The organism is Rhodanobacter ginsenosidimutans, assembly GCF_042655685.1.
Taxonomy (GTDB): domain Bacteria; phylum Pseudomonadota; class Gammaproteobacteria; order Xanthomonadales; family Rhodanobacteraceae; genus Rhodanobacter; species Rhodanobacter ginsenosidimutans.
Genome location: NZ_JBHSMM010000001.1, coordinates 2,130,920 through 2,154,950, shown reverse-complemented (window position 1 = coordinate 2,154,950; position 24,031 = coordinate 2,130,920). Strand labels below are relative to the sequence as shown.

Here is a 24,031-nt window from a genome sequence, read left to right as displayed (position 1 = left end):
CGGCGACCGATGCCGGTCTGGCGTTGCGCTGGTAGTGCCAACGGTTCTTCACGCAGGCTGCGGCAAGCTCTGATCTCCCCACAGGAGGTCGCTTGCCGATGATCGAAAAACGCTGCTTGATTCTCGCCGCGCTGCTGACTGCCATCGCCGCACCCGCGCTTGCGGACGAGCAGAATGCGGTGCCGGTCGTGCTCGACGTCGCGGCAGTCAACGATGCCGCATTGGCTGCGCCGGTGCGCGCTGGGGACAAGGGTGCTGCCGTATTGCGTGCGCAGATCCTGCTGGAGCGTGCTCGTTTCTCGTCGGGAGAAATCGACGGCGCCTACGGTTCCAACCTGCGCCAGGCGATTGCCGGCTTCCAGGCCAGCCGTGGGCTGGGCGTCACCGGCGAAATGGACGCGCCCACCTGGGCGGCGCTGGATCAGGATCGCGCACCTGCGCTGGTCGAGGTCACCCTTGGCCCCGACGACGTTGCCGGACCGTTCCTCCCGGTGCCTGACGACACGGCGGCGAAGGCGGGGATGGATGCCCTGGGCTACGTCTCGCCGCTGGAGGCGTTGGGCGAGAAATTCCACGCCAGCCCTGTGCTGCTTCAGCAGTTGAACCCCGGCAAGGATTTCAGCCATGCCGGCGAATCGCTGGTGGTACCGAACGTGCAAAGCGCCACGCCACTGCCCGTCGTGGCGAAGGTGGTGGTGGACAAATCCGACGCCACCGTTTCGCTGGTGGATGAGGCGGGCAAGGTCGTGGCGCAGTACCCCGCATCCACCGGCAGCAGGCATGACCCGTTGCCCATCGGCGACTGGAAGATCGAGGGCGTGGCGAAAAACCCTGTCTTCCACTACAACCCCAAGCTGTTCTGGGATGCCGACGCGGGCGATTCCAAGGCCATTCTGCCGGCAGGCCCCAACAATCCGGTGGGCGTGGTGTGGATCGACCTGTCCAAGCCCCACTACGGTATCCACGGCACGCCGGAGCCGTCGAAAGTGGGCAAGACCGAATCGCACGGTTGCATCCGCCTCACCAACTGGAGCGCGCGGGAAGTGGCCCAGGCGGTGAAGCCCGGCATGACCGCCACCTTGAAGAACTGAGATGAAAGTGCTGATCGGTTTTGTGCTGGGCGCGGTGTGCGCCGTGGTGGCCATGCTGAGCCTGGGCGGGCGCAAGGCCATTCCCTTCGTCGTACAGGACAGCCCTCCGCAGGCGATAAGCGCCGCCGCAGCGATGGACGCGCCACTACCGCCGGAGGTGGCCACCGTCCAGCCGCAGGTTGCTGCCCCCCCCGCGATCACCGCAACCACAGCGACCGTGCATGACGAGGCAGCGCCTGCCGCGTCAGCCTCCGTCATCGAAGCGGCGCCCGATACCTCGGGCCTGCTTGCCAGCGCCATCTCCGGTTTGCTGATGCCGGTGGTGGGCATCAAGACCGGCGACCTGGTGGACACCTACACCCAGGCGCGCCAGGTCCGGGGCGTGCATGACGCGATCGACATCATGGCCCCGCGCGGCACGCCGGTGGTGGCGGTGAACGACGGCGAGGTGGTGAAGCTGTTCGACAGCGTGCGCGGCGGGCTTGCCGTCTACCAGTTCGGACCGCAGCAGAAAGTCGTCTACTACTACGCCCATCTGGACCGCTACGCGCCAGGGCTGGCCGAGGGACAGATGCTGCATCGGGGCGATCCGATCGGTTTCGTGGGGAGCACCGGCAACGCCAGCGCCGCTGCGCCGCACCTGCATTTCGAGATCGGCGTACTCGGTCCGGAAAAACACTGGTGGCAAAGCAGGCCGATCAATCCCTACGGCCGGATAATCGGGCCGTAGCGCCGGGGTTGGGTGTCGCCCTCATGCGTCCGTGTTCGGCCTGAATGGTACGGGCGGGCAGCCTGCTGTTTTGTCGATGACGGCCCAACATATGGTTAACCCGTATCCGCTAGACTGCGCCCCATGTCGTTGAAAACCTTCATGTCGGCGCTGATGCTGGCGATCGCCGTGTGTGCGTGCGGCGTCGCGCTGGCGGCGGTGCGGCCAGATGCCGTCGATCAGATCATGCCTTCCGCCGCGATGCCGCTGACCGCGACGCAACGTCTGGCGCGCGAGGCGCCAGCGATCGATCCGCAGGTGCTGTCGCTGGCCCTGGCGGCGGTGCAATGCGCGCGGGCCAGTGGCGTGGGGATGACGGCAAAACGCCTGGCGGTGATCGATTACAGCATGCCGTCGCTGCAGCGTCGGTTGTGGGTGTTCGACCTGCGCAATCATGAGCTTCTGTACCGCGAATGGGTGGCGCACGGCAGCGGCTCGGGCGGCAACCTGCCCACGCATTTTTCGAATGAGGATGGCAGTCACGCATCCAGTGTGGGCCTGTTCGTCACCGGCGCCACCTACACCGGCCGCAACGGCTACTCGTTGCGCATGGATGGGTTGGAGCCGGGTTTCAACGATGCCGCCATGGATCGCGCCATCGTGATGCATGGGGCCGATTACGTGAACGTGGCGGCCGACAAGGCGATGGGTCGATTGGGGCGCAGCTGGGGCTGCCCCGCGCTGCGCAGCGCGGTGGCGCGCCCCATCATCGACGTGATGAAAGACGGCCAATTCGTGTTTGCCTATTACCCCGAACAGGCCTGGCTGGCGCGCTCCGCGTTGCTGCATTGCCCCGCCGCACAGTTGGCCTTGGCGGCAGAACGTTCCAGGCAGTGATGCAGGGCGTTTTTTGCACGGGCTTTTCCGCTGACGCACCGCGGCGGAAGCGCTGACCTGCCGCTGCACGGCGGCCGTGTGCCGCGCTGGCTGGCCGATCGAATGATCCGGCTGGGCGCGCTGATGACGGAGGCGATCGAACGTGCGGGATGGCAACGCGCTCGATTCTCTGCGGCATGGTCGGTTTGGCTGATCGATCGCAAGCCGAAACCCTCGTTCCGTTGATTACAGCCACTGATCAATCGCGGGAGCGCGTGTGCACGGTGCGCGGTTGCGTCTGTTCCACCGGTTCCGGCATTGCCGTCAACTGCTGTAGCCGCAGCGCATCGGGAATGGCGTGGCCATGCGCGGTATTGTCGAAAATGACCCATGCCTCGGCACCATTGGGGGTTTCCTCGCTGACCTGCGTGGCCACGGCGCGCAGCGCGTCGTCGTCGTAGGCGCTGTAGTACGTGCGCGGCGAACCATGCAGGCGCCAGTAGCGCAGCGCGGGTTCGCCCGTGGCGTGACGTGCCGCGGGGCAGGGCGCGGGATCGGCCCCGACGCGGGCCAATCTATATCGCAGCCACAGGTCGTCGGCCGGGCCGGCGAACCAACTGGCGTGGCGCGGCTCGCAGGCCACGCCACCATTCCAGCGAGCACGCAACCGCTTGAAGAAGGCGCCCGCCACGCGGCCGTCGAAAGCCAGGCTGGGCGGCAACTGCAGCAACAGGCAGCCGAGCTTGTCGCCCATGGGCGCCACCTGTGCCAGGAAATCGTCCAGCAGGGGTTCGGCCTTCCGCAACCGTGCGTGGTGGCTGATGGTTCGGGGCATCTTCAGCGTGAAACGGAAATCCGCAGGAACCGTCGCGGCCCAGCGCTCGTAGGTCTGCGGGCGATGCGGGCGGTAAAACGACGAGTTGATTTCCACTGCATCGAAACGGCTCGCGTAACGTTCGAGCAGGCTGGCACCGCTGTCGAACAGCGGTTGCTGCGCGGTGGCTATCGACCAGCCGGCACAGCCAATGCGCAAACCAAGGTGGCGGGTTGAGGTGGGTTCGGCCATGTTTCGCAGTGTGCGTGGCGCGCGTGAAGACGCGGCGATGGTTGCGGGTGCGATACGGGAATGGGCACGCGGCCTCGATCCATTTCCCTTGCCGCCGGGTTTCTTCTATGTTTGCGCATCCTGAACGCCAGAGGCGCGCTGCATGACCGCATTGACGGAGCATCCCGATCACCTGAGGCGCAGCCTGTCGAACCGGCACCTGCAATTGATCGCCATCGGCGGCGCCATTGGCACGGGCTTGTTCATGGGGTCGGGCAAGACCATCAGCCTGGCCGGGCCATCCATCGTGCTGGTCTACCTGATCATCGGCGTGATGTTGTTTTTCGTGATGCGGGCGATGGGCGAGCTGCTGCTCTCGGACCTGCGCTACAAATCGTTCATCGACTTTTCCACCGACCTGCTGGGACCCTGGGCGGGCTTTTTCTGCGGCTGGACTTACTGGTTCTGCTGGATCATCACCGCGATCGCAGACGTGATCGCCATTGCCGCCTATGCCCAATACTGGTTTCCGGGGCTGGCGCCGTGGATTCCCGCCGTGCTGTGCGTGCTGCTGTTGCTGACGCTTAACCTCACCACGGTGCGCTTGTTCGGCGAGATGGAATTCTGGTTCGCGTTGATCAAGATCGTGGCCATCTGCGCATTGATCGTCACGGGCTTTGCGCTGGTGGCGTGGGGCTTCGAGTCGCCGAGCGGCAACAAGGCGACGCTGGCCAATCTGTGGAATGACGGCGGCGTTTTCCCGAAAGGGCTGGGCGGGTTTTTCGCGGGGTTCCAGATCGCGGTGTTCGCCTTCGTGGGCATCGAGTTGGTCGGCACCACCGCCGCCGAAACGGCCGACCCCGAGCGCAATCTGCCCAAGGCAATCAACTCGATTCCCGTGCGCATCATCATTTTCTACGTGATGGCGCTGCTGGCGATCATGGTGGTGACGCCGTGGCATCTGGTGGAGGCGGGCAAGAGCCCGTTCGTGGAACTGTTCGTGCTGGCCGGCGTTCCGGCCGCCGCCAGCCTGATCAATTTCGTGGTGCTGACCTCGGCCACGTCCTCGGCCAACAGCGGCATTTTTTCGACCAGCCGCATGCTTTACGGCCTGGCGCAGGAGGATCATGCGCCGGGCGTTTTTGCGCGACTGTCGCGTGCGGCCGTGCCATCGTTGGGCCTGCTGTTTTCCTGCTTCTGCCTGCTGCTGGGCGCCACCCTGGTCTACGTGATCCCCGACGTGGTCACGGCCTTTACGCTGGTGACCACGCTGGCGGCGGTGCTTTTCATGTTCGTGTGGTCGCTGATTCTTTGTGCGTACATGGCTTACCGCCGCAAGCGACCGCAGCTGCACCAGGCCTCGAAGTACAAGATGCCCGGCGGCGTGGTGATGTGCTGGGTCTGCCTGGCGTTTTTCGCGTTCGTCATCGTGCTGCTGACCTTGCAGACCGATACCCGCGAAGCGCTGCTGGCCAGCCCGATATGGTTTCTGCTGCTGGGTGCCAGCTACGTGTGGAAGCGCCGTCGCGCGGTGCGCGCCAGCTAGGCGAAAACCCATCGCCCCCAACGCCACGGCGGGTCCGTGGCGACAGGCGTTTGTTCCGGACACCACGGCGGGGAAGCGGTTCTTCACGCGCGATCGCCGCCGTATTCATCCCCGCGCGGCTATCCTCGGTACATCCCTGTCATCCGGAGACGCTCATGGCAACGGGTTGGGCCGGCGATGGCGCCGTGCAGGATCAGATCGACGCTACCGTCAACGACGCGGTATCGCGGGCACGCCGGCAACTGCGCAAGGGGCCGGGCCTGATGCGCTGCGAGGAATGCGATGCGGAAATTCCCGAGGCGCGCCGCATGGCCGTGCCCGGCGTGCGCCTGTGTGTGACCTGCCAGGAACTGCACGACAAGGAGCAGGCCAGCGCGGCGATGTTCAACCGCCGTGGCAGCAAGGACAGCCAGTTGCGCTGAACGCGGTGCACCGCTTCGCAGCATGGGAGCTCGCCGCGAACGTTACTTCGCCACCGCTTGCCCGCGCTCCAGCATCTGTTTCGCATGCGCCCGCGTTTCGCGGGTGATCTCCACGCCGCCCAGCATGCGGGCCAGTTCATCGCGACGACCGGCGGCATCCAGCGTCTCGATGTGGGTATAGGTCGAATCGCCCTCGCTGCGCTTGCTGACGCGCAAATGCGCATGGCCCTGGGCAGCCACCTGCGGCAGGTGGGTGACGCACAGCACCTGCCGCTGCATGCCCAGCGCGCGCAGCTTCTGGCCGACCACTTCGGCGACCGCGCCGCCGATACCGCTGTCGACTTCGTCGAACACCATGGTGCCGACGGCGTCGTTGCCCAGGGTGGCCACTTCGATGGCGAGGCTGATGCGCGCCAGCTCGCCGCCGGAGGCCACCTTGCGCAGCGGCCGCGGCGGCTGCCCGGGATTGGCGCTGACCAGCAGCTCGCAGCGCTCCTGGCCCAGTGGGTCCGGGTCGGTGCCGGCGACCGGCTCCAGTTCGATGCGCAGCACGCCACCGGCCATGCCCAGCTCGCTCATCAACGAGCCCACTTCCTGGCCAAGTCGTATGGCCGCGTCGGCGCGCGAGTGGCTGAGTTGTTCGGCGGCCTCGGTGTATTCGCGCTGCAATTGGTGGCGTTGTGCATCGAGCTTGTCCAGCGCATCGCCCGCGCCTTCGAGTTCGGTCAGTTCGGCCTGCATCTGGGCCAGTTTGTCGTGCAGCTCGGCCACGGGCAGCCGGTGTTTGCGTGAGAGTTCGTGCAGGCGGGCGATATGGGTATCGACTTCGGCGTAGCGGTCCGGGTCCAGGTCGACGTCCTGCGCGTAGCGGCCCAGCCCGTCGACGGCCTCGCCCAGCTGGATTTCCGCGTTGTCGAGCAGTTCCAGCAGCGGCGCCAGCCGTTCGTCGAGCGTGGCGAGCTTGCCCAGTTCCACCTGGGCCCGACCCAGCGCCCGGCGCAGCGCGAATTCGCCGTCACCGTCGAGCAGGTCCACCACGCCGGAGGCGCCTTCGGCCAGTCGGCCGGCATTGGCCAGCCGCTTGTGGCTGGTTTCGAGATCGGCCAGCGCGGCGGCGGGCAGGGCCCATTTTTCCAGTTCGCCGATTTCATGGCGCAGCAATTCGATGCGGTGATCGCGGTCTTCACCGCCGCTGAGGCGACGCACCCGGGCACCCAGTTCGCGCCACTGCGTGGCCCGGTCACGCACTTGCGCCAGCAGTGCATCGTGGCCGGCGTAGGCATCGAGCAAGGCCATCTGGTGGTTGCGCGAAAGCAGCGCCTGGTGCTCGTGCTGGCCGTGGATCTCCACCAGCAACTCCGCGATCTCGCCCAGCTGGCGGGCGTTGGCGGGGCGGCCGTTGATCCACGCCCGCGAGCTGCCCTCGGCCCGCAATACGCGGCGAAGCTGGCAGGCGCCGTCCTCGTCCAGATCTTCGCGCTGCAGCCATTCGCGCGCCAGCGGTAGCGATGACAGGTCGAACTCCGCCGCCAGCTCCGCGCGATCACTGCCGGCGCGCACCATGCCGCTGTCGGCGCGGGCGCCAGCCAGCAGCATCAAGGCGTCGACCAGCAGCGACTTGCCGGCGCCGGTTTCGCCACTGACCACGGTCAGGCCGGGGCCGAATGCGATCTCGGCTTTTTCGACGACAGCGAACTGGCGGACATAGAGCGAGGTGAGCATAAGCCAAGCCGTAAGGGGATCGGGCGATTGTAAAGGGAGCCAGCCTGCAAACGACTCCCTTGGGGTCGCTTGCCCGGCCATTCTTGCAATGCGCGGGCGCAGACCTTATTTCTATGCGGTCTCAGGGACTGCAACAGCACATGATCAACCCTTACGGTCACGACCTCGATGCGCGTGCGCGGCGGCTGCTGCGCACGCTGATTGCGCAATACCTCGTCGACGGTGAGCCGGTGGGGTCGCGCACGCTGTCGCGGTCGTCCGGGCTGGACGTGAGTCCGGCGACCATCCGCAACATCATGGCCGACCTGGAGGACGCCGGGCTGGTGGCCTCGCCGCATACCTCGGCCGGCCGCGTGCCCACGCCGCGGGGGCTGCGCCTGTTCGTCGACAGCCTGATCGAACTGCAGCCACTGCCGCACGAGGACATGATCCGCCTGCAGCGCGAGCTGCCGCCTGGGCCGACCACCACGCGCGACCTGCTCGGCAACGTGTCGACCCTGCTGTCGGCGATGACCCGTTTCGCCGGCGTGGTCAGCGTGCCGCGGCAGGCCGATTTCCCGCTGCGCCACATCGATTTCGTGTCGCTGCCGGACGCGCGGGTGCTGGTGATCCTGGTGTTTACCGACAATCAGGTGCAGAACCGCATCGTGCAACTGGCCAAGCCACTGGCCAGCCATGAACTGGAACAGGCGGCCAATTACCTCAACAGCCAGTTTGCCGGTTTGCGGCTGGACGACATCCGCACCCAGCTGCTGATCGAATTGCGCGAGACCAGCAGTGAGCTCAACCGCCTGCTGGCCAGTTCGGTGGAATTGGCCGCCGCGTCCTTCGCGCCGCAGGCGGGCGGTGACGACGTGCTGGTGAGTGGCCAGACCAACCTGATGGCATACTCCGAACTCGCCGATCTGCAGCGTTTGCGTGAGTTGTTCGACGCGTTCCAGCAGAAGAACGAATTGCTGCAATTGATGGAAGTGTGCGCCCGTGCACCGGGTGTGCGGCTGTTCATCGGCGAGGAATCCGGCTTTTCCGCACTGGACGGGTGCAGCGTGGTTACCGCCAGTTACGGCGCGCAGGGGCGCGTATTGGGGGCGGTCGGCGTCATCGGCCCGACCCGGATGGCGTATGAACGGGTGATCCCGGTGGTAAAGGCCACCGCCGGATTGCTCAGTGATGCCTTGAATCGCGCTGCCACGACCTTATAACCGCTGCGGGACGGAGTTTTCCGCGAGTTCACTGACGGCTGGCCGCCACGCCGGCCATGGCCAAGGCTTTGGAGTTTCCTAAATGCACAACAACGACCCGCACGCACCCCACGACGCGCAGGGCGAAAATCCCGATGTCGAGGCCGGCAATCTCGAAATCGAGACGCTGAAACTGCAATTGAGCGAGCAGCAGGCGCTCAATGCCGAATTGCGCGAAGCCAACCTGCGCGATCATGCCGAGTTGGACAACCAGCGCCGCCGCATGCAGCGCGATCTGGACCAGGCGCGCCGTTTCGCCAATGAGAAACTGCTGAACGAGCTGCTGCCGGTTTATGACGGACTGGAGCGCGGCCTGGCGGTGGAAACCGGCGACGTGGCGTCGGTGCGCGAGGGCATCAGCCTCACGTTGAAATCGTTGTTGAAGATCGCCGAGAACAACGGCCTGGTGCAGGTCGATCCATTGGGCCAGACACTGGATCCGGAACGCCACCACGCCGTCAGCATGGTCGACGCTCCGGGCGCGGTGCCGAATACCGTGGTGAACGTGCTGCAGAAGGGTTATGTGCTCAATGACCGGCTGCTGCGGCCCGCGCTGGTCGCGGTGGCCAAGGGCGAATAGCCAGCCAGATCAATCGTCAACACCCCACATCCGGGAATGCAGCCGCCATTGAATCGGCAGGCTGCAACCCCATTCTGAAAACCAGTCGCGGCGGCTGACCGCCGAAAAATTTGGAGCATAGTTATGGGCAAGATCATCGGTATCGACCTGGGCACCACCAACTCGTGTGTGTCGGTCATGGACGGCGGCACCGCCAAGGTCATCGAGAACTCGGAAGGTGACCGCACCACGCCGTCGATCGTCGCTTTCACCAAGGACGGCGAAGTGCTCGTGGGCGCCTCGGCCAAACGCCAGAGCGTGACCAACCCGAAAAATACCTTCTACGCGGTGAAGCGCCTTATCGGCCGCAAATTCTCCGACGCGGAAGTCCAGAAGGATCTGAACGTCGTGCCGTACGGCATCGTGGCCCATGACAATGGCGATGCCTGGGTGCAGACGTCCGACGGCAAGAAAATGGCGCCGCAGGAAATCGCTGCGAAAGTGCTGATGAAGATGAAGAAGACCGCCGAGGATTATCTCGGCGAGTCGATCACCGAGGCCGTGATCACGGTGCCGGCGTACTTCAATGACAGCCAGCGCCAGGCCACCAAGGATGCCGGCAAGATCGCCGGCCTCGAAGTGAAGCGCATCATCAACGAGCCCACCGCGGCCGCGCTGGCCTATGGCCTGGACAAGAGCGGCGGCGACCGCAAGATCGCCGTTTACGATCTGGGCGGCGGCACCTTCGACGTGTCGATCATCGAGATCGCCGAAGTCGACGGCGAGAAGCAGTTCGAAGTGCTGGCCACCAACGGCGACACCTTCCTGGGTGGCGAAGACTTCGACATGCGCGTCATCGACTATCTGGTGGACGAGTTCAACAAGGAGCAGGGCATCGACCTGCGCAAGGACCCGCTGGCGCTGCAGCGCCTGAAGGATGCGGCCGAACGCGCCAAGATCGAGCTGTCCTCCAACCACCAGACCGACGTCAACCTGCCGTACGTCACCGCCGACGCCTCCGGCCCGAAGCACCTCAACATCAAGCTGACCCGGGCCAAGCTGGAGTCGCTGGTGGAAGAGCTGGTCAAGCGCACCATCGAGCCGTGCCGCACTGCGTTGAATGACGCCGGCCTGCGCGTTTCCGACATCAACGACGTGATCCTGGTCGGTGGCCAGACCCGCATGCCGAAGGTGCAGGAAGCGGTGAAGGATTTCTTCGGCAAGGACCCGCGCAAGGACGTCAACCCGGATGAGGCCGTCGCCGTGGGCGCGGCGATCCAGGGCGGCGTGTTGGGCGGTACCGTCAAGGACGTGCTGCTGCTGGACGTCACCCCGCTGTCGCTCGGCATCGAGACGATGGGCGGCGTGATGACCAAGCTGATCGAGAAGAACACCACGGTGCCGACCAAGGCCTCGCAGACCTTCTCCACCGCCGACGACAACCAGACCGCGGTGACCGTGCACGTGTTGCAGGGTGAGCGCGAGCGCGCCAACGTCAACAAGTCGCTGGGCAAGTTCGACCTGCAGGGTATCGACCCCGCGCCGCGCGGCATGCCGCAGATCGAGGTCACGTTCGACATCGACGCCAACGGCATCCTGCATGTGTCGGCCAAGGACAAGAAAACCGGCAAGGAACAGAAGATCGAGATCAAGGCCGGTTCCGGCCTGTCCGATGAAGAAGTCGCGCGGATGGTTGCCGACGCCGAGGCCAACAAGGAGGAGGACCGCAAGTTCCATGAGCTGGTCGCCACCCGCAACAAGGCAGATCAGCTGGTGCACGCCACCCGCAGTGCGCTGAAAGAGCATGGCGGCAAGGTGCCGGCGGATCAGCTCAGCAGCATCGAGGGCGCGCTGTCCGAACTGGAGAAAGCCAAGGACGGTGACGACAAGGCCGCGATCGAATCGAAGATCGAGAAGCTGGAGCAGGCGTCGCAGGCACTGCAGGCTGCCGCGCAGGGTGGCGGTGCGGCCGACGATGGCGCCCAGACGGCTCCGGGCGGTGGTTCCGCCCAGCCCGACGACGTGGTGGATGCCGAGTTCACCGAGGTCAAGGACGACGAAAAGAAGTGATCGTCAGCTAGTCGGCGCCGCCGATTGACGCAGCCCGCGCCGCAGGAATTCCCGCGGTGCGGGCTGTTTGCTGAGAGGGACATGGTTCGCGGTGTGCGGGCCATCGCAAGGTCAACAGGTTGTGGGTAGATGAATGAGCAAGCGTGATTACTACGAGGTCCTGGGTGTCGAGCGCACGGTCGCCGAAGGCGATCTGAAGAAATCCTTTCGCCGCCTGGCGATGAAGTACCACCCGGACCGCTGCCCGGACGATCCGACGGCGCAGGAGAAATTCAAGGAGGCCAAGGAGGCCTACGAAGTGCTGTCGGACGCACAGAAGCGCGCGATGTACGACCAGCACGGCCATGCGGCCTTCGAGGGTGGCATGGGCGGTCGCGGCGGTGCCGGCTTCGGCGATGTGGGCGATATTTTCGGGGACATCTTCGGCGACATCTTTGGCGGTGGCGGCCGTGGCCGTCCGCGACGCGGTTCCGACTTGCGCTACATCATGGAGCTGGATCTGGAGGAGGCCGTCTTCGGCGTCAGTCGCCAGATCGAGATCCCCACCCAGGTCAACTGCCAGCACTGCAATGGCTCGGGTTCGGAAGACGGCAAGGTCAGCCAGTGCAAGACCTGTCGCGGCCATGGCCGCGTACGCATGCAGAACGGCATCTTCTCGATCCAACAGGCGTGCCCGCATTGCGGCGGCACCGGCCAGACGATCGAGAAACTGTGCAAGAAGTGCCACGGCGAAGGCCGCCTGGAAGAGACCCGCACGTTGTCGGTACAGATCCCCGCCGGCGTCGACAACGGCGATCGCATCCGCCTGACCGGGCAGGGCGAAGCCGGCCCCGCCGGATCACCCGCGGGCGACCTGTACGTGGAAGTGCACGTGCGCGAACACGCGATTTTCCAGCGCGAAGGCAACGACCTGTATTGCGAACTGCCGATCCGTTTCTCGCATGCGGCGCTGGGCACTGAACTGCCGGTGCCGACGCTGGAAGGCGAGGTGCCGATCAGCATTCCGCCCGAGACCCAGACCGGCCAGGAGTTCCGCCTGCGCGGTCGCGGCGTCAAGTCCGTACGCAGCGGCCGTCATGGCGACCTCATCTGCAAGGTCGTGGTGGAGACGCCGGTACGATTGACGCGGCAGCAGCGTGAACTGCTGGAACAACTGGAAGCCAGCTTCGACGACGGCGATGGCGAGAAACACATGCCGCGTGCCAAGACCTGGGGCGAGGGCGTGCGCCAGTTCTGGTCGCGGGTAACCTCGTAATCACGTTCATCGCAAGCCGGCGCCGGTGCTGCGCCTCAACTTTTCATTTCATTCATGCCAAGGACGTTCGCCATGACGCCACCGATCCGCCTCGCCCTCAACGGCGCTTCCGGTCGCATGGGCAGTGCGCTGCTCGCGCTGCTTCGCGACGACTCGCGGTTCGAACTGGTGCATGCGGTGGTGGCGCCCGGTTCGGCGGATGATGGGCAGCCGGTGAATGTCCGCCCTGGTGCCGCGTTGCGCTTTGCGCACGACTGGGCCGGCGCGCCGGCGCTGGATGTGATGATCGATTTCAGCGGGCCGGCCGCACTGGATGGCGCGCTCACCCATTGCCTGGCCCACGGCATCGCCCTGGTCAGTGGCACCACCGGCCTCGACGCTGCCATGGAGACCCGATTGGCGCAGGCCGGCGAGCGCATTGCGTTGTTGCGTGCCGCCAATTTCAGCCTGGGTGTGGCGGTGCTGACGCGCTTGCTGCGCGATGCCGCCGCGGCGTTGCCGGATTGGGACCTGGAGATCGTGGAGGCCCATCACAACCGCAAGCAGGATGCGCCCTCGGGCACTGCGCTGGCGCTCGGCCACGCTGCTGCCGACGCGCGCAAGACCACGCTCGATCACGCCGCCGTCTACAGCCGCGAAGGCCAGACCGGTCCGCGCGCCGAAGGCAGCATCGGTTTCGCGGTGGTGCGCGGCGGCGACATCGTGGGTGAGCACACGGCGTTGTTGATCGGCCAGGGCGAGCGGGTGGAGTTGGGCCATCGCGCGACCGATCGCTCGATTTTCGCGCGTGGAGCCTTGCAGGCAGCGTACTGGCTGAGCAGCCGCCCGGCCGGCCATTGGCAGATCGACGACGTGATCGCCTCGCCGCCATAAGATCCTGCAACGGATGACGACCGCAATGAGGTGCCGCGGGCTTGTGCCCTTCCTGCGCTGCCGCTAGGATTCGCGCGTTGTCATTGGGGAGTAGCCAGCCTCGTTTCCCCTGAGGCGTTCGCATCAACAGACTTGGTCGTCGTGTTTCGGCGCCATGGTGCGAACAGCCGCTGATGCCGCCCAGGCGTTGGCGTTGCCCGGCGAGACCTTTGGCCATCGACATGCTTACCCGGCCGGGCGAGCGGTGTCGTTGCGCCATCGGTATTCCGCTCGCCCGGCTTTTCGTTGGTACCCATGCTGCTTACCTGCGTGCTGTTTTTCGGTTCGGCGCTGGCCATCTACCTGGCCTGCGAATACTTCGTCAACGGCGTGGAATGGTTCGGGCGCAAGCTCGACCTGAGTGCGACGGCCACCGGCACGGTGCTGGCGGCCTTCGGTACCGCGTTGCCGGAAAGTGCGGTGACTTTCGTCGCCGTGATATTCGGCAAGACGCCATCGGCGCGTGATATCGGCGTCGGCGCCGCCATGGGCGGGCCGCTGGTGCTGGCCACGATCGCCTATGCCGTCGTCGGCGTGGCGTTGTGGTGCAACCGGCACCGGTTGCGGCGGACCGACCGGATCATCCGGGTCGACCATCAACGCCTTGCGCGCGACCAGTCATGGTTCCTGGCGATCTTTGTGGTCAAGGTGGGCCTGGGATTGGTGGCGTTCGCCTTCAAGCCGGCGCTCGGCGTGCTGTTTCTGGTGGCCTACGCGTTGTACGTGTGGCGGGAAGTGCGCAGCGAAGACAGCGCCCCGGAAGACGAATCCCTCGACCCCCTGAAGTTCCGCCCGCACCATGCCGAGCCGGCCATGCGCTGGGTGGTGGCGCAGACGGTGGCGGCGCTGGCGGTGATCGCGGTGGCGGCGCGTGTGTTTGTCAGTCAACTGGAATCGATCGGCACGGCGTTCGGTCTGCCGCCGCATCTGGTGGCGCTGGTGCTGAGTCCGGTGGCGACCGAATTGCCCGAAACCGTCAACGCGCTGATCTGGGTGCGCCAGGGCAAGGAGCGCCTGGCGTTGGCGAACATTTCCGGTGCCATGATGATCCAGGCCACCATCCCCAGCGCGCTGGCGATATTCGCGACGCCCTGGCTGTTCGATACGCCGCTGATCGTTTCCGGCGCACTGACGGCCGTTGCGATCGTCTACCTGTGGTGGCTGTTCCGGCGCGGCGGGGTGGATGCCCGCTGGCTATGGCCGGTGGGGCTGCTCTATGGCGTATTCGCCGCGTACGTGGCCTGGCATTTCGCCGGCGCATGAGGCCGGCGATAGTGTTCAATCCGGATGCGAGGCGTTGCGATCGCGTCCGGCGCCGAGGCGCGTATCGAGTTTCCCGAAAATTTTCTTGAACATGCGGGAGAACTTTCCACGCCGCGTCTTGCGCTGCTTTTCCTCTTCGCTGGTGAGCCAGGAAACCTGGATCACCCGGCGTTCGCCTTCATAGGGCAGGTGGCCGTGGAATGAATTGTCGCAGCGCTTGAAGGCGGCGAATTCGCCGTACAGCGGCGGCAATTCCGGCGCCACCATCGCGTCGATGTCGTCGATCTTGTGCAGGAACCGCAGGCAGCCGTTGCTGGTATCGGGCCAGCTGTGGTTGAGATAAAGCAGTGCGGTGACCACTTTCGAGCGGCTGTCGGTATGGATGGTGCCGTGGCGCTTGTTCAGCAGCCGGCAAACCGTCACCAGGGTCGGGTATTGCTCCAGCCCGTCGATGCCCAGCCGGCGGCCCACGGCACTGGCGAAAGAGGGCGCCGTCATGTGCTCCACCAGCGCATTGACGGACGGCCCGCAGTCACCCGGGTCATAGGGAAAAAAACCCGCGCTGGGGTAGCGTGGAAAATCGTGCTCCAGATCCCCGCGGGCTTCGTCCGGCAACTGGCCATGGGCCAGCAGGAAGGGGAAAGGCTGTAGATGCACCGTGGTGTCCGGGCGATCAAGACGCGCGGGATCAAGCAGGACAGCGGTGTGCATACGTCATTCAACTCCATGTAATCGCGGCAAGTGTACCCGTGATCACGGCCATGCCGAAGACGTGGATGACGAGTCATTCATGCGTCGTAAGGTGGACAGAACCCCCTGTCGCCACCTATCATTTCCAGCCGCCCCAATACCTTTCTTTCCACTGTTCACAAGCCAGCACCCCCGCGGCTTGCGGACTTTGCTGCATCTAAAAGGCGGATACCATATGCCCATTCCCGCTCTGCTTGCCCTCGAAGACGGCAGCCTGTTTCATGGTCATGCCGCCGGCGCCAACGGTGAAACCGTTGGCGAAGTGGTGTTCAACACGGCGATGACGGGTTACCAGGAGATCCTCACCGATCCCTCCTATGCGCGGCAGATGGTCACCCTGACCTATCCGCACGTGGGCAACACCGGCGTGAACGCCGAAGACGTCGAGTCCGGCAAGGTGCAAGCCGCCGGCCTGATCGTGCGCGACGTGCCGCGTCGCGCCAGTAACTGGCGCTGCAATGAAGGCCTGTCCGATTACCTGAAACGCCACGACGTCGTGGCCATTGCCGGCATCGACACGCGCCGCCTCACCCGCATCCTGCGCGTCAAGGGCGCGCTGTCCGGCTGCATCGTGGCGGGCGAGCAGATCGATGCGGAGGCGGCACTGGCCAGCGCGCGCGGGTTTGCCGGCCTGAACGGCATGGATCTGGCCAAAGTGGTGAGCACGCGTGAATCGTATGTGTGGAACGAAGGCATTTACGATCTCGATCGCACCGCCTTCAACCAGCCGGCCAAGCGTTTCAAGGTCGTCGCCTACGACTTCGGCACCAAGCTCAACATCCTGCGCCTGCTGGCCGAACAGGGTTGCGAAGTGACCGTGGTGCCGGCACAGACACCGGCCGCCGATGTGCTGGCGATGAAACCTGACGGCGTGTTTCTCTCCAACGGCCCCGGCGATCCGGCCGCGTGTGACTACGCCATCGAGGCGACGCGCACGTTCCTGGAGGCGAAGATTCCCCTGTTCGGCATCTGCCTCGGCCATCAGTTGATGGGCCTGGCGCTGGGCGCGCGCACCGTGAAGATGAAGTTCGGCCATCACGGCGCCAATCACCCGGTGAAGGATCTGGACGACGGCCGCGTGCTGATCACCTCACAGAACCACGGCTTCGCCGTTGATCCGGCCACGCTGCCGGCGAACGTCCGTGTCACCCACACCTCGCTGTTCGACGGTTCGCTGCAGGGTTTTGCGCTCACCGATCGTCCCGCGTTCTGTTTCCAGGGCCATCCGGAAGCGAGCCCCGGCCCGCTGGACGTCGGCTATTTGTTCAAGCGGTTTGCCGCACTGATGGAGGAGGCCCGCTGATGGCCAAGCGTACCGATCTCAAGAGCATCCTCGTCATTGGCGCCGGCCCGATCGTGATCGGCCAGGCCTGCGAGTTCGACTACTCCGGCGCCCAGGCATGCAAGGCGCTGAAGGAGGAGGGCTTCCGGGTCATCCTGGTGAACTCCAATCCCGCCACCATCATGACCGACCCGGAAACCGCCGACGCGGTCTACATCGAGCCGATCAACTGGCAGACGGTGGAGCACATCATTGCCAAGGAGCGCCCCGACGCCGTACTGCCCACGATGGGAGGCCAGACGGCCCTCAATTGCGCGCTCGACCTGGCCGATCACGGGGTGCTGGAGAAGTACAACGTCGAGCTGATCGGCGCGCGGCGCGATGCCATCCGCATGGCGGAGGACCGCGAGCTGTTCAAGCAGGCGATGACCGACATCGGGCTGGAAAGCCCGCGCTCCGGCGTGGCCAAGAATTTCGAGCATGCGCTGGAGATCCAGGCCGAACTGGGCTTCCCCGCCATCATCCGGCCCAGCTTCACGCTGGGCGGTTCCGGCGGCGGCATCGCCTACAACAAGGAAGAGTTCGAGGTCATCGTCAAGCGTGGCCTGGAGCTGTCGCCAACGAACGAAGTGCTGATCGACGAATCCCTGCTGGGCTGGAAGGAATTCGAGATGGAAGTGGTTCGCGACACCGCGGACAACTGCATCATCATCTGCGCCATCGAGAACCTCGATCCGATGGGCGTGCACACGGGCGACTCGATCACCGTGGCGCCGGCGCAGACGCTTACCGACAAGGAATACCAGCGCCTGCGTGACGCGTCGATCGCGGTGTTGCGCAAGATCGGCGTGGATACCGGCGGCTCCAACGTGCAGTTCGGCATCAACCCCGATACCGGTCGCGTGGTGGTGATCGAGATGAACCCGCGCGTATCGCGTTCGTCGGCGTTGGCTTCCAAGGCCACCGGCTTCCCGATCGCCAAGGTCGCCGCGAAACTGGCGGTGGGCTATACGCTGGACGAGTTGAAGAACGACATCACCGGTGGCCTGACGCCGGCATCGTTCGAGCCGACCATCGATTACGTGGTCACCAAGATTCCGCGTTTTGCGTTCGAGAAATTCCCGTCGGCGGATGCCCGGCTCACCACCCAGATGAAGTCGGTGGGCGAGGTGATGGCGATCGGCCGTACCTTCCACGAGTCGCTGCAGAAAGCGTTGCGCGGGTTGGAAATCGGCAAGACCGGACTCAACCCGACCGGGCTGGATATCAGCACCGAAGACGGCCTGGCCACGCTGAAGCGTGAATTGCGCGAGCCGCGGCCGGACCGCGTGTTCCATTTGGCCGACGCGTTCCGTGCCGGCCTGTCGCTGGAGGAAGTATTCAACCTCAGCCGGGTCGACCCATGGTTCCTGGCCGCGTTCGAGGACATCGTGCTGACCGAGGGCGAAGTGGCGGCTCAAGGCGTCACCGCACTGGATGCGCCGCGGCTGCGCGAACTGAAGCGGCTCGGTTTCTCCGATGCGCGGCTGGCCGAGCTGCTCGGCTCCGACGAGGCTGCCGTGCGGCATCTGCGCCACACGCTGGGCGTGCGCCCGGTGTACAAGCGCGTGGACTCCTGCGCGGCCGAGTTCGCCACCAGCACTGCCTACATGTATTCGACCTACGAGGAAGAGTGCGAAGCCGAGCCGACCAACCGCGACAAGATCATTGTGCTGGGCGGCGGTCCGAACCGCATCGGGCAGGGCATCGAGTTCGACTATTGCTGCGTGCATGCCTCGCTGGCGCTGCGCGAGGATGGCTATGAAACCATCATGGTCAACTGCAACCCGGAAACCGTGTCCACCGACTACGACACGTCGGATCGCTTGTACTTCGAGCCGCTGACGCTGGAAGACGTGCTGGAAATCGTGGAGCTGGAAAAACCCAAGGGCGTGATCGTGCAGTACGGCGGCCAAACCCCGCTGAAACTGGCGCGTGCGCTGGAAGCGGCGGGCGTGCCGATCATCGGCACCAGCCCGGACAGCATCGACCTGGCCGAGGACCGTGAGCGGTTCCAGCAGATGATCGAGAAGATCGGCCTGAAACAGCCGTCCAATCGCACCGCGCGCAACGCCGACGAGGCGCTGGCGCTGGCGCGCGAGATCGGCTACCCGCTGGTGGTGCGCCCCAGCTACGTGCTGGGTGGCCGCGCAATGGAAGTGGTGCACGACGACGCGGACCTGTCGCGTTACATCCGCGATGCGGTGAAAGTGTCCAACGATTCGCCCGTACTGCTGGACCGTTTCCTCGACCACGCGGTGGAGGTGGATGTCGACGTGATCGCTGACGCCACCGGCCAGGTGCTGATCGGCGGCATCATGGAGCACATCGAGGAGGCCGGCGTGCATTCGGGCGATTCGTCCTGCTCGCTGCCGCCGTATTCGCTGTCGCCGCAGATACAGGATGAGCTGCGCCGCCAGGCCGCGGCGATGGCGCGCGAGCTGAAGGTCGTCGGCCTGATGAACACCCAGTTCGCGATCCAGGGCGACACGGTCTACATCCTTGAAGTGAATCCTCGCGCTTCGCGCACCGTGCCATTCGTGTCCAAGGCCACCGGCGTGCCGCTGGCCAAGATCGCCGCCCGCGTAATGGCTGGCCGCACACTGGCCGAGCTGGGCGCCACGCGTGAGGTGATTCCGGCGTACTACTCGGTGAAGGAAGCGATCTTCCCGTTCCTGAAGTTCCAGAACGTCGATCCGATCCTCGGTCCCGAAATGCGCTCCACCGGTGAGGTGATGGGCGTGGGCCGCAGCTTTGGCGCCGCGTTTGCGCGTGGCCACGAGGCCGCCGGCATCCGCACGCCGCCACGCGGCAAGGTTTTTGTGTCAGTGCGCGATGCCGACAAGGAGCGCCTGCTGCCGGTGGCCAAGGAAGTGCTGGCGCGCGGGTTTACCCTGGTGGCCACGTCGGGTACGGCGAGCTACCTGGCCGAGCATGGCGTGGTTTGCGAGCGCATCAACAAGGTGCTCGAAGGACGCCCGCACATCGTGGACTTGATCAAGAACGGCGAGATCGTCTATATCGTCAATACCACCGAGGGCAAGCAGGCCATCGCCGATTCGTTCTCGATCCGCCGTGAGGCGCTGCAGCGCCGTGTTACGTACTCCACCACCGTGGCAGGCGCACGCGCATTGGTCCACTCGCTGGATTTCCACAGCGATGGCGAAGTGCACAGCCTGCAGGAACTGCACAGGGAGCTGACCAGATGAGTCGCCCACCGATCACCAAAGCGGGCTCGGAACGTTTGCGCACCGAGCTTGAACAACTGAAGTTCGTCGATCGCCCGCGGATCATCGCGGCGATCGCCGAGGCACGCGCGCACGGCGACCTGAAGGAAAACGCCGAGTATCACGCCGCCCGCGAACAGCAGAGCTTCACCGAGGGCCGCATCGGCCAGTTGGAAGGCTTGCTGTCGAACGCCGAGGTCATCGACGTGGCGCAGCTCAAGCCCGGCGAGCGGGTGGTTTTCGGTGCCACCGTGGAGCTGGAAGACGAGGATGCCGGTACGGCGGTGACGTATCAGATCGTGGGCGACCTGGAGGCGGACATCAAACGCCAGATGATTGCCGTGTCGTCACCGATTGCGCGCGCGCTGATCGGGCACAGTGCCGGCGACAGCATCGAGTTCACGGCACCCAACGGCGTGAAGCATTACGAGATCATCAGCGTCCGCTATATCTGAGCGCGTATCTGGTCACATTGGTTCGGCGCCATCGGCGCCGGGCCAGGAACGAGAAAAGGCCGCTTTCGCGGCCCCCGAGATGGAACAAGAAAAGGCCGCTTTCGCGGCCTTTTTCTTCAACTCAACCTTGGCTGAAATCAGCGCTGGCGAGCCTTGAAACGCGGGTTGCTCTTGCAAATCACGAACACCTTGCCGCGACGACGCACAATCTTGCAGTCGCGGTGCCGCGCCTTGGCGGACTTCAAAGAGTTAAGCACCTTCACGGCCGGCTCCTGATACTAAACAATGGACAAGCCAGCAAGTGTAATGGCTTGTCGCGTTTATCACAAGCTGGACACCACCGCGACTTCTGCCACCGTGGCCAGGAATTTCTCCAGTGCCGGGGACTGGTCCTGGATCCGGCTGGCAGCGGCCAACAGCAGGTAGGCGTCGGCATCTTCCAGCGGCACATAGCTCACCCCCGCCAGCCTTACCGTGCGCATGGTGGCGGGTACCAGGGCAAGCCCGAGGCCGGCGGCCACCAGCGCCAGCAAGCCATTGATCTGCTGCGCGTGCTGGTTGATGCGCGGCTTGAACCCGGCCTTGGCGGCCAGCTTCACCAGCCGGTCGTACAAGGTGGCGGCCAGCTCGCGCGGTTGCGTGATGAAGGCATCATCGGCCACTTCGGCCAGCCGCACGCTTTTCCTGGCGGCCAGCGGATGGCCCGACGGCAGCGCCAGCAGGAGCGGTTCGCGGTCGATCACGGTGAGGCGCAGGCTGCGGGCGTCCTTCGTATGTTGCGGTTCGTCACGGACGAAACCCACGTCGATCTGCCCGGCCAGCAACGCGGCGAACTGGGGTTCGCTGTACATCTCATTGAGCTGGATGCGCACGTTCGGCGCGATCTGGCCGTAACGCAGCAAGGCTTGGGGCAGGGCGGGGTGAAACGACACCGATACGGTGTACGCCAGGCGCAGCTGCCCGCTGTAGCCGGCGGCAGCCGCCAGGACGTGACTGCGTGCCTCTTCGGCTTTGGCCAGGATCTGCCGGGCCTCTTCGAGGAAAACCCTGCCGGCCTCGGTCAGCGCCACATTGCGCTTGTCGCGCTCCAGCAACCGAACCCCGAGGTCGCGCTCTAGTGCCTGGATTTGCTGCGAAAGGGGCGGTTGCGAAAGATGCAGCCGAATGGCGGCGCGGGTAAAGCTGAGTTCCTCGGCGACGGCGACGAAGTAGCGCAGCTGGCGGAAATCGAACATATAGCAATACCGACTAAGTGGAGCGCTAAATATATATTGGTTTCTTTATTGCGTCGGTCATAAACTATCTCTGTCCCATCACTTCCTCCCCCTTGGTGATGGTGGCCCTCGCCCCGCAGCGACGCTATCGCGATATCTGGCTCCCCTCCCCCTCGGGCCCATATTGACGCGTCGCATTTGCGGGGCGTTCTTGTTTTTGCGATCCGCCAATGCTGGCGGACCGCGCGGCGGGTCAGAGACGACAGCCCAGCTGCGTGCCTTGCGCAATGGCGCGTTTGGCGTCCAGTTCCGCCGCCACGTCGGCGCCGCCAATGACGTGGACCCGCAGGCCGGCGGCAATCAAGGCATCGGCCAGCGCACGGTTTGGCTCTTGTCCGGCACAGATCACGACGTGGTCGACCGGCAAGACGTGAGATGCGCCGTCGACCGTGATGTGCAGTCCATCGTCATCGAAGCGCTGGTAGCCCACGTTGCCCAGCATGGTGACCTGCTTGGCCTTCAGCGTGGCGCGGTGAACCCAGCCGGTAGTCTTGTTGAGCCGTGCGCCAAGCCGCCCCTGGCTGCGTTGCAGCAGCCAGACCTGTCGCGCGGGTGCCTCGGGCTGGGGTTTCTGCAGGCCGGCACGGTTCTGCAGGCTCATGTCCACGCCCCACTCGCGCGTCCAGCGCACGGTGTCGGTGGTGGGTGAGGGCGGGTGTTCCACCAGGAATTCGGCGACGTCGAAACCGATGCCGCCGGCACCGATGATGGCGACTTTCGCGCCCACCGGGTGATGGCGCGCCAGCACATCGAGATAGCTCAGCACGCGCGGGTCATCGTGGCCAGGGAAATTGACGGCGCGCGGCGTGACGCCGGTGGCTATCACCACGTCGTCGTATCCGGCGTCGCGCAACGAGGTGGCCGTTGCGGTCGTGCCCAGTTGCACGTCGACCCCGGTATCGGCCAGCTGATGTCGGAAATAGCGCAAGGTCTCGTGAAACTCTTCCTTGCCCGGGATCTGTTTGGCGTAGTTGAACTGGCCGCCGATTTCAGTGGCCTGCTCGATCAGCGTCACCGCATGGCCGCGCTCGCCCAGCGTGCTGGCACACGCCATGCCTGCAGGGCCGGCACCGATCACGGCAATGCGTTTGCGCGTGGCAACGGGCTCGGCGCGCAATTCGGTTTCGTAACAGGCGCGGGGGTTCACCAGGCAACTGGCCCGCTTGTTCTGGAACACGTGGTCGAGGCAGGCCTGGTTGCAGGCGATGCACGTATTGATGCGTTCGCTGTGCCCGGCCTTTGCCTTGTTCGCCCAGGCCGGATCGGCCAGCAGCGGCCGCGCCATGGAGACCATGTCCGCTTCGCCAGCGGCAAGAACGCCTTCGGCCACCTCGGGCATGTTGATGCGGTTGGTGGCCACCAGCGGGATCGACACCTCGCCTTTCAGTTTCCTGGTGACCCAGGAGAAACCGGCGCGGGGCACGCTGGTGACGATGGTGGGCACACGCGCTTCATGCCAGCCGATGCCGGTATTGATGATGCTGGCTCCGGCCGCCTCGATGGCCTTGGCCAGCGTCACGATTTCATCCCATTGCTGGCCGCCCTCGACCAGGTCGAGCATCGACAGGCGATAGATGATGATGAAGTCGCGACCGACCGCCTCGCGCGTGCGGCGCACGATTTCGATCGGCAGCCGCATCCGCCGCTCGGCATCGCCGCCCCAGGCATCGTTGCGGTGGTTGGTGCGTTCGGCGATGAACTGGTTGATCAAATAGCCTTCCGAACCCATCACTTCCACGCCGTCGTAGCCGGCTTCCCGCGCCAGCCGTGCGCAACGGACGAAGTCGTCGATGGTGTGCTCGACACCTTGTGGCGACAGCGCGCGGGGTGTGAACGGCGTGATCGGTGATTTGATTTTCGACGGCGCCACCGACAGCGGGTGATAGCCGTAGCGGCCGGCGTGCAGGATCTGCAGGCAGATGCGCCCGCCTTCGGCGTGCACGGCGGTGGTGAGCTTGCGATGCCGCGGTTTGTGCCAGGGCAGGGTCAGTCGACCACCGAAGGGCTTGAGCCAGCCGGCGATGCTGGGGGCGATGCCGCCGGTGACCATCAGGCCTACGCCGCCGCGTGCCCGTTCCGCGAAATAGGCCGCCAGCTTGTCGTAATCGCGAGCCTTGTCTTCGAGCCCGGTGTGCATCGACCCCATCAGGATGCGGTTGGGCAGGACGACATGGCCGAGATCCAGCGGAGCGAACAGGTGCGGGTAATTCATGGTGGTGCCACCTCAAACGGTCGTATGAATGTGCCGGTATCGAGGCGGTAAAAGCAAGGGGCGTAGTCATGTGCGCCGCGG

Annotated in this window: 20 protein-coding genes and 1 riboswitch; of the genes, 14 read left to right on the top strand and 6 right to left on the bottom strand. The window is 65.1% G+C overall.

Going from position 1 to position 24,031, the window contains the following annotated elements; translation table 11 throughout:
- The first annotated feature begins 98 nt into the window (after nt 1-98).
- From ACFPK0_RS09545 to ACFPK0_RS09535, 3 genes are all read left to right on the top strand, one after another.
- Nucleotides 99-1,091: a L,D-transpeptidase family protein gene (locus tag ACFPK0_RS09545; RefSeq protein ID WP_377340099.1), complete on the top strand. Its 993-nt coding sequence runs from the start codon at nt 99-101 to the stop codon at nt 1,089-1,091.
- 1 nt (nt 1,092) lies between these two features.
- Nucleotides 1,093-1,821, top strand: coding sequence for a M23 family metallopeptidase (locus ACFPK0_RS09540; RefSeq protein WP_377340097.1), 729 nt, complete (start codon nt 1,093-1,095; stop codon nt 1,819-1,821).
- Between the two features lie 141 nt (nt 1,822-1,962).
- The gene (locus ACFPK0_RS09535) at nt 1,963-2,697 is read left to right on the top strand and encodes a murein L,D-transpeptidase catalytic domain family protein (RefSeq protein WP_377340318.1); all 735 of its coding nucleotides are present in this window, start codon (nt 1,963-1,965) and stop codon (nt 2,695-2,697) included.
- Between the two features lie 238 nt (nt 2,698-2,935).
- Here ACFPK0_RS09535 and ACFPK0_RS09530 read toward each other — a convergent pair whose 3' ends face one another.
- The gene (locus ACFPK0_RS09530) at nt 2,936-3,742 is read right to left on the bottom strand and encodes a DUF72 domain-containing protein (RefSeq protein ID WP_377340094.1); all 807 of its coding nucleotides are present in this window, start codon (nt 3,740-3,742) and stop codon (nt 2,936-2,938) included.
- A 142-nt stretch (nt 3,743-3,884) separates the two neighbouring features.
- On the opposite strand from ACFPK0_RS09530, the gene cycA reads away from it, so the two are divergent.
- Nucleotides 3,885-5,267, top strand: a complete 1,383-nt coding sequence (gene cycA / locus ACFPK0_RS09525; RefSeq protein ID WP_377340092.1) for a D-serine/D-alanine/glycine transporter — start codon at nt 3,885-3,887, stop codon at nt 5,265-5,267.
- 155 nt (nt 5,268-5,422) lie between these two features.
- Entirely contained in the window at nt 5,423-5,689 is a 267-nt protein-coding gene (locus ACFPK0_RS09520) for a DksA/TraR family C4-type zinc finger protein (protein WP_056078733.1), read from the top strand.
- Between the two features lie 42 nt (nt 5,690-5,731).
- Here ACFPK0_RS09520 and recN read toward each other — a convergent pair whose 3' ends face one another.
- Nucleotides 5,732-7,411 carry a DNA repair protein RecN gene (gene recN, locus ACFPK0_RS09515; RefSeq protein WP_377340090.1) on the bottom strand — a complete coding sequence of 560 codons (1,680 nt, stop codon included), beginning with the start codon at nt 7,409-7,411 and terminating at the stop codon, nt 5,732-5,734.
- Between the two features lie 140 nt (nt 7,412-7,551).
- On the opposite strand from recN, the gene hrcA reads away from it, so the two are divergent.
- The 6 genes from hrcA (at nt 7,552) to ACFPK0_RS09485 (ending at nt 14,711) form a co-directional block, all read left to right on the top strand.
- Complete coding sequence (gene hrcA / locus ACFPK0_RS09510) at nt 7,552-8,613, top strand: heat-inducible transcriptional repressor HrcA (protein ID WP_056078738.1); 1,062 nt, start codon at nt 7,552-7,554, stop codon at nt 8,611-8,613.
- Between the two features lie 82 nt (nt 8,614-8,695).
- Nucleotides 8,696-9,232, top strand: coding sequence for a nucleotide exchange factor GrpE (gene grpE / locus ACFPK0_RS09505; protein ID WP_056603305.1), 537 nt, complete (start codon nt 8,696-8,698; stop codon nt 9,230-9,232).
- Between the two features lie 123 nt (nt 9,233-9,355).
- Entirely contained in the window at nt 9,356-11,281 is a 1,926-nt protein-coding gene (dnaK, locus tag ACFPK0_RS09500) for a molecular chaperone DnaK (RefSeq protein WP_056078745.1), read from the top strand.
- 133 nt (nt 11,282-11,414) lie between these two features.
- Entirely contained in the window at nt 11,415-12,536 is a 1,122-nt protein-coding gene (gene dnaJ, locus ACFPK0_RS09495) for a molecular chaperone DnaJ (RefSeq protein ID WP_056078748.1), read from the top strand.
- Between the two features lie 72 nt (nt 12,537-12,608).
- Nucleotides 12,609-13,409, top strand: coding sequence for a 4-hydroxy-tetrahydrodipicolinate reductase (gene dapB, locus ACFPK0_RS09490; protein ID WP_377340085.1), 801 nt, complete (start codon nt 12,609-12,611; stop codon nt 13,407-13,409).
- A gap of 73 nt (nt 13,410-13,482) precedes the next feature.
- A riboswitch (yybP-ykoY riboswitch) is annotated at nt 13,483-13,638 on the top strand.
- A 65-nt stretch (nt 13,639-13,703) separates the two neighbouring features.
- The gene (locus ACFPK0_RS09485; RefSeq protein ID WP_056078753.1) at nt 13,704-14,711 is read left to right on the top strand and encodes a sodium:calcium antiporter; all 1,008 of its coding nucleotides are present in this window, start codon (nt 13,704-13,706) and stop codon (nt 14,709-14,711) included.
- Between the two features lie 15 nt (nt 14,712-14,726).
- On the opposite strand, the gene ACFPK0_RS09480 is transcribed toward ACFPK0_RS09485, so the two are convergent.
- A complete protein-coding gene (locus ACFPK0_RS09480; RefSeq protein WP_056078756.1) occupies nt 14,727-15,422 on the bottom strand; it encodes a 2OG-Fe(II) oxygenase in 696 nt (231 codons plus the stop codon).
- 214 nt (nt 15,423-15,636) lie between these two features.
- On the opposite strand from ACFPK0_RS09480, the gene carA reads away from it, so the two are divergent.
- Genes carA through greA form a run of 3 tightly spaced genes read left to right on the top strand, consistent with a single transcriptional unit; the run spans nt 15,637 to nt 20,464 of the window.
- Nucleotides 15,637-16,764: a glutamine-hydrolyzing carbamoyl-phosphate synthase small subunit gene (gene carA / locus ACFPK0_RS09475; RefSeq protein ID WP_377340081.1), complete on the top strand. Its 1,128-nt coding sequence runs from the start codon at nt 15,637-15,639 to the stop codon at nt 16,762-16,764.
- Complete coding sequence (carB, locus tag ACFPK0_RS09470; RefSeq protein WP_377340079.1) at nt 16,764-19,991, top strand: carbamoyl-phosphate synthase large subunit; 3,228 nt, start codon at nt 16,764-16,766, stop codon at nt 19,989-19,991. Before carA ends, carB begins: the two co-directional genes overlap by 1 nt.
- The gene (gene greA / locus ACFPK0_RS09465) at nt 19,988-20,464 is read left to right on the top strand and encodes a transcription elongation factor GreA (protein WP_056078765.1); all 477 of its coding nucleotides are present in this window, start codon (nt 19,988-19,990) and stop codon (nt 20,462-20,464) included. Before carB ends, greA begins: the two co-directional genes overlap by 4 nt.
- A gap of 137 nt (nt 20,465-20,601) precedes the next feature.
- Here the strand turns inward: greA and ykgO are convergent, their stop codons facing one another.
- The 3 genes from ykgO to ACFPK0_RS09450 form a co-directional block, all read right to left on the bottom strand.
- Nucleotides 20,602-20,727 carry a type B 50S ribosomal protein L36 gene (gene ykgO, locus ACFPK0_RS09460; RefSeq protein WP_007080705.1) on the bottom strand — a complete coding sequence of 42 codons (126 nt, stop codon included), beginning with the start codon at nt 20,725-20,727 and terminating at the stop codon, nt 20,602-20,604.
- 60 nt (nt 20,728-20,787) lie between these two features.
- Complete coding sequence (locus ACFPK0_RS09455; protein ID WP_007080706.1) at nt 20,788-21,699, bottom strand: LysR substrate-binding domain-containing protein; 912 nt, start codon at nt 21,697-21,699, stop codon at nt 20,788-20,790.
- 232 nt (nt 21,700-21,931) lie between these two features.
- Complete coding sequence (locus ACFPK0_RS09450) at nt 21,932-23,950, bottom strand: NADPH-dependent 2,4-dienoyl-CoA reductase (RefSeq protein ID WP_056078769.1); 2,019 nt, start codon at nt 23,948-23,950, stop codon at nt 21,932-21,934.
- Nucleotides 23,951-24,031: the final 81 nt, after the last annotated feature.